Raw genomic sequence first — 12466 nt, 5'->3', positions numbered from 1 at the left:
GCCGTGCAGGCGATGGCGGCCGGCCGTCCCGTCATTGTCGTGGACAATGAAGACCGCGAAAACGAAGGCGACATCATCTTCGCCGCCGAACACGCGACGCCTGCACTCATGGGCTGGACCATCCGCTACAGCTCGGGCGTCATTTGCGTCCCCCTCGAAGGGGCGCGGGCCGATGCCCTGGCGCTGCCGCCCATGGTCCTGGTCAATGAAGATGCCAAGGGCACGGCCTACACGGTGTCCTGTGATGCCGCTGTGGGCGTAAGCACCGGGATTTCCGCCACGGACAGGGCCCTGACAGCCCGGATTCTGGCTGATTCCAGCAGCACGCCGTCCTCGATCACACGGCCCGGGCATATTTTTCCGCTCCGGGCCGTTAATGGGGGAGTGCGTGAACGTCCGGGGCACACGGAAGCGGCGGTTGATCTCTGCCGGCTTGCGGGGCTCGCCCCGGTGGGCGTGATCGCCGAGTTGGTACATGACGATGGTGAAATGATGCGCCTGGACAGCCTCCGGGAGTTCGCTGCGGAGCATGGATGTCCTCTGATTTCGATCGAGGATCTCGTTGCTTATGTTGTAGCGTCGGAGGCTGGGAACCAGGTTGCAATTCCGGCAGGAAACGAGGAGCAGCGATGACTACAGCGACAACGCACGACGGCGGCACTCCGGCGCGCGCAACGCATCCGGTGAGCGGCGGCCCGATTGTCCAGCTACCCACCGCCTTCGGTGAGTTCGTGGCACAGGCGTGGACCGACCTTGCTACCGGTGCGGAGCACCTGGCCGTGAGTTCCCCGAAGGCGCCGCTCGAAGGCAAGGCCCCGCTGGTGCGCCTGCACTCGGAGTGCCTGACGGGCGACGTTTTCGGTTCGTACCGCTGCGATTGCGGCGAACAGTTGGCCTATGCCCTCGAGCTGATCCGGGAAGAGGGCGGCACCTTGCTCTACCTGCGAGGACAGGAAGGCCGCGGCATCGGCCTGGCAAACAAGATCAAGGCCTACGCACTGCAAGAAGCCGGATTCGACACGGTCGAGGCCAACGAGCAGCTCGGGCTGCCGGTGGATGCGCGCTGCTACAAAGCGGCTGCCCAGATCCTTGCCGAAATGGGCCTCCACGAAATCCGCCTCCTGAGCAACAACCCGGACAAGCAGAACCGGCTTGCCGCGGCCGGCGTGAAGGTTGTCGAGATGGTGCCCACCGAGGTTCCGTCCCGTGAAGAAAACCTTCGGTACCTTCAGACCAAGAAGGACCGGATGGACCACAGACTGACCCTCGGTGACACCGAACCAGCCGGCACCCACGCTTCCGCCGGCACATTTGACCTCGAACAAGACTGAACTTCACCTACAAGCCTGACTGAACGGACTAACACACACCCATGAGCGGACACGGCGCCCCCACCATCGACCTCACCACCCTCAACCCGGCGGAAACCCACCAGCTGAAGCTCGCCATCGTGGCGGCCAGTTGGCATACCCAGATCATGGACGGGCTCCTCGACGGAGCACTGCGTGCCGCGAAGGAAGCCGGCATTGCCGAGCCCACTGTGCTGCGCGTCCCGGGATCCTTTGAGCTTCCCGTCGCGGCTGCACGGCTCGCGCCGCATTTCGACGCGGTCGTCGCCCTCGGCGTCGTCATCCGCGGCGGGACGCCGCACTTTGAGTACGTGTGCCAGGCGGCGACGGCGGGACTCACTGAAGTCAGCGTCCGCACCGGGGTGCCGGTCGGCTTCGGCGTGCTCACGTGCGACACCGAACAGCAGGGCCTGGACCGGGCCGGACTGGAAGGCTCGTCCGAGGACAAGGGGCACGAGGCCGTGACCGCTGCGCTCTCCACGGCACTGACCCTCAAGCAGTACACCTAGCAAATCGACGAAAGGGATGTGGGCATAACCGCGCACCTTGTGCGTTCGCTCACATCCCTTCCGTCATGCAATGACCCGACAGGCGGGCACCGCCCCCGAGCAAGTAGGCTGTAGGGCGTGAAGAATTTCGAGACGCTGTTCGCAGAACTGAGCGAAAAGGCAGCGACCCGTCCGGCAGGCTCCCGCACCGTCGCCGAATTGGACTCCGGAATCCACGGCATCGGCAAGAAAGTCGTGGAGGAAGCCGCCGAAGTCTGGATGGCTGCAGAGTATGAGTCCGATGAAGCCGCGGCCGAGGAAATCTCCCAGTTGCTCTACCACCTGCAGGTCCTGATGCTCGCCAAGGGACTGAGCCTGGAAGACGTTTACAAGCATCTCTAGCCACGTCCGCTTCGTCAGGACCTGGCAAGGTCCCACCGGAGCCCCAGCGTGGCCCCCGCGCTCACTGCATGTTCCCTCTGAGAAAAGTCTCATCTGAGAACAGTGCTGTGGGCACCATGCCTGAAACACTTACCTTCCACCCCCAAGAAAGTCCCAACATGCTGCGAGTAGCCGTCCCCAACAAGGGATCCCTGTCCGAAGCCGCCTCCGCGATGCTGTCCGAGGCGGGATACCGCCAGCGCCGCGATACCCGCGAACTGGTCATGGTCGATCCCGACAACGACATTGAGTTCTTCTTCCTCCGCCCCCGCGACATCGCCGTGTATGTCGGCCAAGGAACGCTCGACGTCGGCATCACGGGTCGAGACCTCCTGCTGGACGCGCAGGTCGAAGCGGAAGAGCTGCTTCCCCTTGGCTTTGCCGCGTCCACCTTCCGCTTCGCCGGCCCCGTCGGCGACTTCTCCGCCGTCGAGCAGCTTGAAGGCAAGCGCCTCGCCACGAGCTACGACGGCCTCCTGCGCGATTACCTCGCCGAGCGGGGCGTCAAAGCCAAGGTGGTCCGCCTCGACGGCGCCGTGGAGTCTTCCGTGCGCCTCGGCGTCGCAGACGCGATCGCCGACGTCGTCGAGACCGGAAACACGCTCAAAGCAGCCGGAATGGAGATCTTCGGCGAGCCCATCCTCAAGTCCGAAGCCGTCCTGATCCGTCGCACCGGCGAAGGTGGTGCCGCAAACGGCACCGTGAAGGAAATCGAGGTCCTGATCCGGCGCCTGCAGGGCGTGCTCGTGGCCCGCCAGTACGTCCTCATGGACTACGACATCCGCAAGGACCTCGTGGAAGAAGCCGCAACCCTCACCCCGGGCCTCGAATCGCCCACGGTGTCGCCGCTGCGCGACTCGGACTGGGTTGCCGTTCGCTCCATGGTTCCGAAGAAGGAAACCAACCGGATCATGGACGAGCTGTACGACCTTGGCGCCCGCGCGATCCTGGTCAGCAGCATCCACGCCTGCCGCATCTGACACGAGACAATCCAGGAGTAGCAATGGCTGTAGCAGTACGGGTCATCCCGTGCCTAGATGTCGACGCCGGCCGGGTGGTGAAGGGCATCAATTTCGAGGGTCTTCGCGACGCCGGAGATCCCGTCGAGCTGGCGCACCGCTATGACAACGCCGGGGCGGACGAACTCACATTCCTTGATGTCACGGCGTCTTCCGGCAACCGGGAAACTACGTTCGACGTCGTTCGCCGCACTGCCGAGGAAGTCTTCATCCCGCTGACGGTCGGCGGTGGTGTCCGTGGCGTGGCCGAAGTGGACAAGCTCCTGCGTTTCGGCGCGGACAAGGCCTCCATCAACACGGCCGCCGTCGCACGCCCTGATGTCATCGACGAGATCACACGCCACTTCGGCTCACAGGTGCTGGTCCTGTCAGTGGACGCGCGGCGCACGAGGCCCGGCTCCGAGCCCACGGCCTCCGGCTTTGAGGTGACCACCCACGGCGGACGCCAGGGCACCGGAATCGACGCCATTGCGTGGGCCAAGGAAGCCGCGGACCGCGGTGTGGGGGAGATCCTCCTGAATTCCATCGACGCCGACGGCACCAAGGACGGTTTCGACCTCGAACTCATCCGCCTGGTCCGTGCGGCAGTCCACATCCCGATCATCGCTTCCGGTGGCGCTGGAAAGCCGGCGCATTTCCCGCCCGCGGTGGAGGCAGGTGCCGATGCCGTGTTGGCGGCTTCGGTGTTCCACTTCGGTCCGGATGACATGATCGCCCAGGTCAAGGCAGCGATCCGCGAAGCAGGCTTCCTGGTCCGCTAGCGGGTCCCGCCCAACTAGCTCGCAGTTGTTGTCGTTTTGAGCCCTCATAACGACAACAACTGCGAGCTAGTTGGGGTTAAAGAGCAGGTTAGAGGCCGACTTCGGCTGACTGGAGCAGGGCGACGGCGTCGGGCTGGCCTTCGAAGGTGACGAGCGCGTGATGCGTGCGGCCGTGGGCGTGCATCAGGAGCTCACCGGGCTCGCCCACGATGGCGACGGATACGGGTGCCCGCTTGGCAACATGGCGCGGACCGGTAGGGCGGACCAACACGATTCCGAGGTCCACGCCGCGGTAGAGAATGGCGGCACGCTTGATCAGTTCATCCCACAGGGCGTCCGAGTATTCCTCGTCCAAGGCCCGCGGAGCCCAGCGGTCTCCGGCCCGGCGGATGTCTTCCGTGTGCACGAAATACTCAATGAGGTTCGAGGACTCGTCGAGGGCCTTGATCTTCAGAGGAGACAACGCGGGTGGCCCCGAGCGGAAGGTATTCACCAGCTCGGCGTAATCTTCCGGCGTTTTGAGCTTCGAGGCCAGTTTGGCCGTGGCTTTATCGGAGGCCCTGGCGAGGCTCTTGATGAGCAAGCCGATACCGACGGCCGCTTTGCGCTCCCGCAAGTACAAGTGCGCCGCGAGGTCCTTCGTCAGCCACCCTTCGCAGAGCGTGGGGGAGTCAGGTCCGGCCGCCAGGAGTGTTTCGGCCAGTACTTCGCGGGAGGGATCGACGAAATGCATCACTTGTGAAACTAGCACGAGACGCGCTCTGTTGCGCAGTGGAACCGCCGCTGAATTTCGGCTCCATTTGAGGCACTAGACTTGATCTGATGTCTGAGCAGTCAACACCCCCAGCCACGCCCGCCGCCGCTTTCGCCGCGGAGCCCGCCGTCGCGCCCGTCAGCCCGCTCCCGCACGAGCTGGCCACCGCGCTGAAGCGCGATTCCGCCGGTCTCGTGGCAGCGATCATCCAGCAGTTCGATACCGACGAAGTGCTCATGCTCGGCTGGATGGACGACGAAGCTTTGCACCGGACCCTGACTACGGGACGCGTGACCTTCTACTCCCGCTCCCGCCAGGAATACTGGCGCAAGGGAGACACCTCCGGGAACGTCCAGTTCGTGAAATCGGTGGCCCTGGATTGCGACGGCGATGCCCTCCTGGTCCGCGTCGACCAAGTGGGTGCGGCCTGCCACACCGGTACACGCACCTGCTTCGATGACCGCAGCCTCGCAGCCGTGACAGGCGAGCGGGACTAGCCCACCACACACCATCCACTGAGGCAAGCACACAAGAAGGCGGAGAACACAAACCATGCAGGACCTTGGAATCATCAGCCCGGGCCTGGAGGAGTTCCGCGAACTCGCCGCACACAGCCGGGTCATCCCGGTCCGGCTCAGGGTATTGGCCGACGCCGAGACGCCCATCGGGCTCTACCGCAAGCTGGCCCAGGGCCAGCCCGGCACCTTCCTCCTGGAGTCGGCAGCCGTCGGCGGAGCATGGTCACGCTATTCCTTCATTGGCTCCCGTTCGCGTGCAACACTGACCAGCAAGGACGGCCAGGCCCACTGGATCGGCGAGCCTCCCGTCGGCGTGCCGGTAGACGGCAGCCCGGTCGACGCCGTCCGTGACACCATTGCAGCCCTGCAGACGGACCGTTTCCCGGACCTTCCGCCCTTCACCTCCGGCCTGGTCGGCTTCCTCGGGTGGGAAACCGTCCGGCATTGGGAAAAGCTGACCAGCCCCCCGGAAGATGACCTCCACCTGCCGGAACTGGCCCTGAACCTTGTCACCGACATGGCTGTCCACGACAACATGGACGGCACCGTCCTGCTGATTGCCAACGCGATCAATTTCGACAACAGTTCCGAACGCGTCGACGAAGCCTGGCACGACGCCGTCGCCCGGGTGAAGCGACTGCTGGACCAGATCAGCACCCCCGTGAAGCAGCCCGTATCGGTGTTGCAGTCCGAAGCCCTCGACTTCGCGTCGAGCGTCCAGGAACGTTGGAACGAGCAGGAATACCTCAACGCGATCGACCGCGGCAAGGAAGCCATCGTAGACGGCGAGGTCTTCCAAGTGGTCATTTCGCGACGCTTCGAAATGGAGTGTGCCGCGGATCCGCTGGATGTCTACCGCGTGCTGCGCAACACCAACCCGAGCCCGTACATGTACCTTTTCAGCCTCGAAGATCCGGACGGCCGCGAATACACGATTGTCGGTTCCTCTCCCGAGGCCTTGGTGACCGTCACGGGCAATGAGGTCATCACCCACCCCATTGCCGGTTCGCGGCCCCGAGGCAAGACCGTCGAGGCCGACAAGGCGCTGGCCACCGAGTTGCTCGCGGACCAGAAGGAGCGCGCCGAACACCTCATGCTCGTGGACTTGTCCCGGAACGACCTGTCCAAGGTCTGCGTTGCAGGAACCGTGGACGTTACGCAGTTCATGGAGGTGGAACGCTTCAGCCACATCATGCACCTCGTGTCCACGGTGGTCGGAGAGTTGGCGCCCGGGGCGAAGGCATACGACGTGCTGAAGGCTACCTTCCCGGCCGGTACGCTCTCCGGTGCCCCCAAGCCGCGTGCCTTGCGTCTCCTGGACGAACTCGAACCTCACCGGCGCGGCATCTACGGCGGCGTGGTGGGTTACCTGGACTTCGCAGGCGATATGGACATGGCGATCGCCATCCGTTCAGCATTGTTGCGTGAGGGCCGGGCCTACGTCCAGGCGGGCGGCGGGATCGTGGCCGATTCCCACAAGCCTTCCGAAGCGCTCGAGACTGTCAACAAGGCGGCGGCCCCCTTGCGTGCCGTGCACACCGCGGGATCGCTCCACAACATTTCCCCGGACGCAGTTTCCGTGGAGACGGTCGTCGACGGGAACCCCGGCCTGTGAGCGCTGCCCGCCCTCAGCCGGCCACCACCAAGCCTCCCGTGTGGGCACGGAAAGGCAATGTCGTGCTCGGCATGGCAATTCTTGCCCTCGCGGTCTTCGGGACCACCACACAGACCTGGATCAACGTCCGGCTCGATCCCGCTGCCGCGGCGAATGCCGATCTCCACGTCCAGGGGAGCAAAGCGGCAACTGCGGTGACCGCACTCGCGCTCGTGGCACTTGCCGGGGGACTGGCATCGTCCATCGCGGGCAAGGTTTCACGCTGGATCATTGCAACGATCATCGTGCTTGCCGCGGCAGGGATCCTCATTGCCGCGGTGACCGTCCTGGCGGATCCCCTCGGCGCGGCGCAGGGAACCATTGCGGCGACCACCGGGATTTCGGGTGGGCAGGCAGCTGCGTCGTCCACTGTGTTCCCCGTGCTCGCGGTCGTGGCTGCGGGCCTGCTCGCTTTGTGCGGCGGCCTGCTGCCGCTCGCGGGCCGGCACTGGAAGGCGCGCACCAAGTACGACGTCGCCAGCAGGGCGGCCCTCGCGGGTTCCGGGCCGGTCGACGAGATCGATAGCTGGGACAGCCTCTCGCGCGGAGAAGACCCTACGTAAGACCCGACTGTCCGGACGTCGGACAATGTCCCGGGTGCGGTCAATAAATGGCAGAATGTAAGCAGTATTCATCCTGAGGAGATTTTCACATGAGCAAAACCACAGTGTCCGCGAGCAAGGCCCCTGTGACCGCTGCGAGCCACAGCGACGCCATCGGCCACGGCAACAGCCCGGCCGCGTGGACCTGCGTGATTGTCATGCTGGTAGGGGCCTTGGTGTCCTCCATCGCCTTTGTCATCGCCAGCACCCCGATCTTCATCGCCGGCATCGTCGTGATGGTGGCCGGCCTGATTGCCGGCTGGGCCATGCGCAAGGCCGGCTACGGCGTCGACGGCAGCAAGCTGAAGAACGCCGGCCACTGACTGTGACCGTTCTTGATGACATCATCGTCGGTGTCAGGGAGGACATGGAGGCCCGCCGCCGTCTTGTTTCCCTCGACGAGCTGAAAGAGCGCGCCGCGGCCACCGCGCCTGCGCTGGACGCGTGGGCTGCCTTGGGCGGTCCGGCGGCCAGCCGCGACGAACTGAAGGTCATCGCGGAAATCAAGCGCCGCAGCCCCTCCAAGGGCGATCTGGCGAGCATCGTCGACCCCGCGGCCCTTGCGGTGCAGTACGCCGACGGCGGTGCCTCCGTGATCAGCGTCCTCACCGAGCAGAGGCGCTTCAACGGGTCCCTGGCGGACCTCGACGCGGTGCGTGCCGCCGTCGACATTCCGTTGCTGCGCAAGGACTTCACGGTTGACGAGTACCAGATCTGGGAAGCCCGCGCCCATGGCGCGGACCTCATCCTGCTGATCGTCGCGGCGCTATCGGACGCACAGCTGCGGGAATTCAGCGCGTTGAGCCACGAGCTCGGCATGAACGTCCTGGTGGAAACCCACACGCCCGAGGAAATCGAGCGTGCGGCCGCGGCCCAGGCCCGGATCATCGGCGTGAACGTCCGCAACCTCAAGACGCTCGACGTCGACCGCTCCCTGTTTGCCTCGCTCGCCGGAAGCATTCCGGCGGGAGCGGTGGTCGTGGCCGAGTCCGGCGTCCGGAACGCCGACGACGTCGCGCATTATGCGGGGAACGGTGCCGACGCAATCCTTGTGGGCGAAGCCCTTGTCAGCGACTCCACCCCGCGCGAGCGGATCAGCGAATTCAAGGCGGCCGGAGCTGCCGCCATCGCCGTCAGGACCTGAGACAGGCCTGATTCGCGGCGTGGACCCGGACAGCAGCAGACGCGGCTGGTAGCTGTCCTGTGGCTCCTGGAAATACCCAACTACCAACTGAACAGGACGGTGAGACTGATGGTGGACGCATCAACAGCCAACTCGCAAGAGAACGTGGCAGACGCATTCCTACAAGGTGGAGCCTCGCTCCGCAACGCCGCCGGGCCGTACTTCGGCTCGTACGGTGGACGCTGGATGCCCGAGTCCCTCATCGCCGCCCTGGACGAGGTCGAGGACACGTTCGAGAAGGCCAAAGCCGATCCGGAGTTCCTTGCCCAGCTGAAGGACCTCAACAAGAACTACTCGGGCCGTCCGTCGCTGCTCACGGAAGCCAAGCGTTTCTCCCAGCACGCCGGCGGGGCCCGCATCTTCCTCAAGCGCGAAGACCTGAACCACACCGGATCCCACAAGATCAACAACGTCCTCGGCCAGGCTTTGCTCGCGAAGCGCATGGGCAAGACCCGCGTCATCGCTGAGACCGGCGCCGGCCAGCACGGAGTTGCCAGCGCCACCGCCGCGGCCCTCCTCGGCCTGGAATGCGTCGTCTACATGGGCGCGGAGGACTGCCGCCGCCAGGCACTCAACGTGGCCCGCATGCAGCTCCTCGGCGCTACCGTGGTTCCCGTGACGAACGGATCACAGACGCTCAAGGACGCCATCAACGACGCGCTCCGCGACTGGGTTTCCAACGTGGACAACACCCACTACTTGCTGGGGACCGCTGCCGGTGCGCACCCCTTCCCTGCGATGGTGCGTTTCTTCCACGAGGTCATCGGGGAAGAGGCCCGCGCCCAGATCCTGGAGCAGACCGGCAAACTTCCGGACGCCGTCTGTGCCTGCATCGGTGGCGGTTCCAATGCCATCGGCATCTTCCACAGCTTCCTGGATGACGCCTCGGTGAAGATCTATGGCTTTGAAGCCGGCGGCGACGGCGTCGAAACCGGCCGTCACGCGGCCGCCATCACCCTCGGACGCCCGGGCGTGCTGCACGGTGCCCGCTCCTACCTCATGCAGGACGAAGACGGCCAGACCATCGAGTCCCACTCGATTTCCGCAGGCCTGGACTACCCGAGCGTGGGTCCTGAGCACTCCTACCTCGCGGACATCGGCCGCGTGACGTACGAGCCCATCACGGACACCGAGGCCATGGACGCCTTCCGCTTGCTCTGCCGGACTGAAGGGATCATCCCCGCCATCGAGTCCTCGCACGCCCTGGCCGGTGCCATCAAGGTGGGCAAGCAGCTCACCGAAGGCAAGGACAACCCGGCGGATACCATCATCATCGTGAACCTGTCCGGACGCGGTGACAAGGACGTGGAAACGGCCGCCGAATGGTTCCACATGTTGGATGAAAACGGCAACGTCAAGGGCACCACCCTCTCCACGCGCAAGCCCAAGGGTCCGTCCGAACGCAGCAACCTTGAGATCAGCATTGACGAAGCAAACGGGGGCCAGAACTGATGACTGAGCAGATGAGCAGCAAGTCCGCGGCCGCGATCGACCGCGCCAAGGCTCAAGGCCGGGCGGCGTTGATCGGATACCTGCCGGCAGGCTACCCGGACGTTCAGTCAAGCATCGACGCCGGAATTGCCATGGCCCGCAACGGCGCGGACCTCATTGAAATCGGCATCCCGTACTCGGACCCCGTCATGGACGGCGCCGTCATCCAGGCTGCGACCACAGAGGCAATCGCCAACGGTTTCCGCGTCGCCAGCGTCTTCGACGTCGTAGCGGGCATCACTGCGGCCACCGACGCCGCCGTGTTGGTCATGACCTACTGGAACCCGGTCATGCGCATGGGCGTCGACGAGTTCTCGCGCAGGCTGGCCGAGGCCGGGGGAGCCGGGCTCATCACGCCGGACCTCATTCCGGACGAGGCAGCCGAATGGTTTGAAGCTTCGGACAAGTACGGACTCGACCGGGTCTTCCTCGTTGCCCCGTCGTCCACGCCGGAACGCCTGGCCATGACGGTGGAGGCAAGCCGCGGCTTCGTCTACGCCGTCTCCATCATGGGTGTCACCGGAGCCCGGCAGTCAGTCAGTAGCGCCGCGGAGAAGGTTGTGGCCGATACGCATGCTGCCGGCGCCGAACGGGTTTGCGTCGGACTCGGTGTCTCCACCGCGGACCATGTCCGCGAGATCGCCGCTTACGCCGACGGCGTGATCGTCGGTACCGCGCTGGTTGCGGCAATCCGCGACGGCGGCGTTGACGCCGTCGCGCAACTCACCAAGAACCTCAGCGCCGGCCTCGGCCGCGCAACAGCGCAGGCCTAGAAAAAGGAAAAGCGTAGACAATGCAGAGTCTCCTCCACGTCGCGGCAATGGCTCCCATGAGCATTCCGAGCCCCTCATGGTCCGGATTTGATATTCCGCTGCCGTGGGGGACTCTGCGCATCCATGCGTACGCCCTATGCATTCTTCTGGGCATCATCCTGGGCCTGTGGCTCACCGCCGTGCGCTGGAAGCGCCGCGGCACCCCGGAAGGCAGCCTGTGGGACATCGCCATCTGGGCCATCCCCTTCGGCATCGTGGGCGGCCGGCTCTACCACGTCATCTCCTCACCGGACGCCTACTTCGGCCCCGGCTTCAACGGCACGGGTGACCTCTCCCTGATCCCGCAGATCTGGCGAGGCGGCCTGGGTATCTGGGGTGCCGTGGTTCTCGGCGTTGTCGGTGCCTGGCTCGGTTGCCGCCGGTCCGGCGTCAAGCTCACGGCCTTCCTGGATGCCGCAGCCCCCGGGCTGCTGCTGGCGCAAGCGATCGGACGATGGGGAAACTGGTTCAACCAGGAACTCTTCGGCGGACCCACCACCTTGCCGTGGGGCCTCCAAATAGATCCCAACAGCCCCAATTTCCCGGCCGGAATGCCCAGCGACACGCTCTTCCACCCGACGTTCCTTTACGAATCCCTCTGGAACATCGTCGGCGTCGTGGTCCTCCTCGTCCTGGACCGCCGCTTCCATTTCCGCCGGGGCAGGCTCTTCTGGCTGTATGCCATCTACTACACGCTTGGCCGCGTCTGGATCGAAGCGTTGCGGATCGACGATGCCGAACAGATCAACCTCTTCGGCATCACCACGCGGCTCAACGTATGGACGAGCATCTTCGTCTTCGTCGCGGCGCTCATCATCTTCATCGCCCTGAGCCTGCGCGGCAGGCCGGAACCGGACACAGCGTACCTTCCCGGCAGGGAGCCCTCCGCGGGGACAACCGACGAAGATGAGCCCGCCGCCAACTCAAATGCCGATGAGCCGACTGCTGCCACTGAGGCGGACAGCACAATTGTGACCGATGCGAAGGCCCATGATACGGACGGATCTGTCTCAGATACCGGTGCGCATGGTAATCTCCGGAATAACCAAAGCGATCTGGGCCATACTGCTGAGCCTACGGAAACGGCCGAGGAGTCACACGCCGGCGTCACGTCGGATTCCGGCTCCGCGTCCACCGAAACCACCGCCAGCAGCGCCCCCGGATCCGGGCCGGAAGCTGGCAGCACCAAGTAGCCAGCGCTACGGCACAGGGGAACCGGGCTACCGCCCAGAGGCCCCCGGCCACAGCGTCGTGGCACACTTGGCAGTCGCCCGGCAGCACACAGAGGCTCCGCGGTCAAGCTTGGGTCAGGGGCGTGCGTAACTGTTCGTTGCGACTTGCCCGCTGACCTACAATTTCAAGTAACTAGCGCTTTGTTATGCCCGTCACACGGC

The 12466-nt window shown here is 64.9% G+C and carries 15 protein-coding genes; 14 read left to right on the top strand and 1 reads right to left on the bottom strand.

Features of this window, described 5'->3' with window-relative positions; genetic code table 11:
- Positions 1–12 precede the first annotated feature (12 nt).
- From ribB to hisF, 6 genes are all read left to right on the top strand, one after another.
- Positions 13–633, top strand: a complete 621-nt coding sequence (gene ribB, locus VLA65_RS16345; protein WP_370872257.1) for a 3,4-dihydroxy-2-butanone-4-phosphate synthase — start codon at positions 13–15, stop codon at positions 631–633.
- Entirely contained in the window at positions 630–1331 is a 702-nt protein-coding gene (gene ribA, locus VLA65_RS16340) for a GTP cyclohydrolase II (protein WP_059389084.1), read from the top strand. The genes ribB and ribA overlap by 4 nt, the downstream gene beginning before the upstream one ends.
- Positions 1332–1372: 41 nt before the next feature.
- Positions 1373–1858, top strand: a complete 486-nt coding sequence (gene ribH / locus VLA65_RS16335) for a 6,7-dimethyl-8-ribityllumazine synthase (protein ID WP_284990685.1) — start codon at positions 1373–1375, stop codon at positions 1856–1858.
- Between the two features lie 117 nt (positions 1859–1975).
- Positions 1976–2239 (top strand): phosphoribosyl-ATP diphosphatase, encoded by a 264-nt coding sequence (locus VLA65_RS16330; RefSeq protein ID WP_018778638.1) that lies wholly within the window; start codon positions 1976–1978, stop codon positions 2237–2239.
- 158 nt (positions 2240–2397) lie between these two features.
- Entirely contained in the window at positions 2398–3258 is an 861-nt protein-coding gene (gene hisG / locus VLA65_RS16325; RefSeq protein ID WP_284990752.1) for an ATP phosphoribosyltransferase, read from the top strand.
- A 23-nt stretch (positions 3259–3281) separates the two neighbouring features.
- Positions 3282–4058 carry an imidazole glycerol phosphate synthase subunit HisF gene (hisF, locus tag VLA65_RS16320; protein WP_078105458.1) on the top strand — a complete coding sequence of 259 codons (777 nt, stop codon included), beginning with the start codon at positions 3282–3284 and terminating at the stop codon, positions 4056–4058.
- Between the two features lie 88 nt (positions 4059–4146).
- Here the strand turns inward: hisF and VLA65_RS16315 are convergent, their stop codons facing one another.
- Positions 4147–4791: a TIGR03085 family metal-binding protein gene (locus tag VLA65_RS16315; protein WP_284990683.1), complete on the bottom strand. Its 645-nt coding sequence runs from the start codon at positions 4789–4791 to the stop codon at positions 4147–4149.
- A gap of 89 nt (positions 4792–4880) precedes the next feature.
- Here VLA65_RS16315 and hisI point away from each other — a divergent pair, with 89 nt between their 5' ends.
- The 8 genes from hisI (at position 4881) to lgt (ending at position 12265) form a co-directional block, all read left to right on the top strand.
- Positions 4881–5309 carry a phosphoribosyl-AMP cyclohydrolase gene (hisI, locus tag VLA65_RS16310; protein WP_332603101.1) on the top strand — a complete coding sequence of 143 codons (429 nt, stop codon included), beginning with the start codon at positions 4881–4883 and terminating at the stop codon, positions 5307–5309.
- A 55-nt stretch (positions 5310–5364) separates the two neighbouring features.
- Positions 5365–6945, top strand: coding sequence for an anthranilate synthase component I (locus VLA65_RS16305; protein ID WP_306962447.1), 1581 nt, complete (start codon positions 5365–5367; stop codon positions 6943–6945).
- Positions 6942–7547, top strand: coding sequence for a Trp biosynthesis-associated membrane protein (locus VLA65_RS16300; RefSeq protein WP_306962445.1), 606 nt, complete (start codon positions 6942–6944; stop codon positions 7545–7547). The genes VLA65_RS16305 and VLA65_RS16300 overlap by 4 nt, the downstream gene beginning before the upstream one ends.
- A gap of 89 nt (positions 7548–7636) precedes the next feature.
- Positions 7637–7909: an HGxxPAAW family protein gene (locus VLA65_RS16295; RefSeq protein WP_236817197.1), complete on the top strand. Its 273-nt coding sequence runs from the start codon at positions 7637–7639 to the stop codon at positions 7907–7909.
- 2 nt (positions 7910–7911) lie between these two features.
- Positions 7912–8730: an indole-3-glycerol phosphate synthase TrpC gene (trpC, locus tag VLA65_RS16290; protein WP_284990677.1), complete on the top strand. Its 819-nt coding sequence runs from the start codon at positions 7912–7914 to the stop codon at positions 8728–8730.
- 108 nt (positions 8731–8838) lie between these two features.
- Positions 8839–10221, top strand: coding sequence for a tryptophan synthase subunit beta (gene trpB / locus VLA65_RS16285; protein ID WP_284990676.1), 1383 nt, complete (start codon positions 8839–8841; stop codon positions 10219–10221).
- A complete protein-coding gene (gene trpA / locus VLA65_RS16280; RefSeq protein ID WP_284990675.1) occupies positions 10221–11033 on the top strand; it encodes a tryptophan synthase subunit alpha in 813 nt (270 codons plus the stop codon). The genes trpB and trpA overlap by 1 nt, the downstream gene beginning before the upstream one ends.
- 20 nt (positions 11034–11053) lie before the next feature.
- On the top strand, positions 11054–12265 hold the full coding sequence (lgt, locus tag VLA65_RS16275) for a prolipoprotein diacylglyceryl transferase (protein WP_332603100.1): 1212 nt from the start codon (positions 11054–11056) through the stop codon (positions 12263–12265).
- Positions 12266–12466 lie beyond the last annotated feature (201 nt).

It is taken from the genome of Arthrobacter sp. S2(2024), assembly GCF_036662515.1.
Taxonomy (GTDB): Bacteria; Actinomycetota; Actinomycetes; order Actinomycetales; family Micrococcaceae; genus Arthrobacter.
Note: the sequence above shows the minus strand (reverse complement) of the source record. Positions and strands in the feature narration are given on the sequence as shown.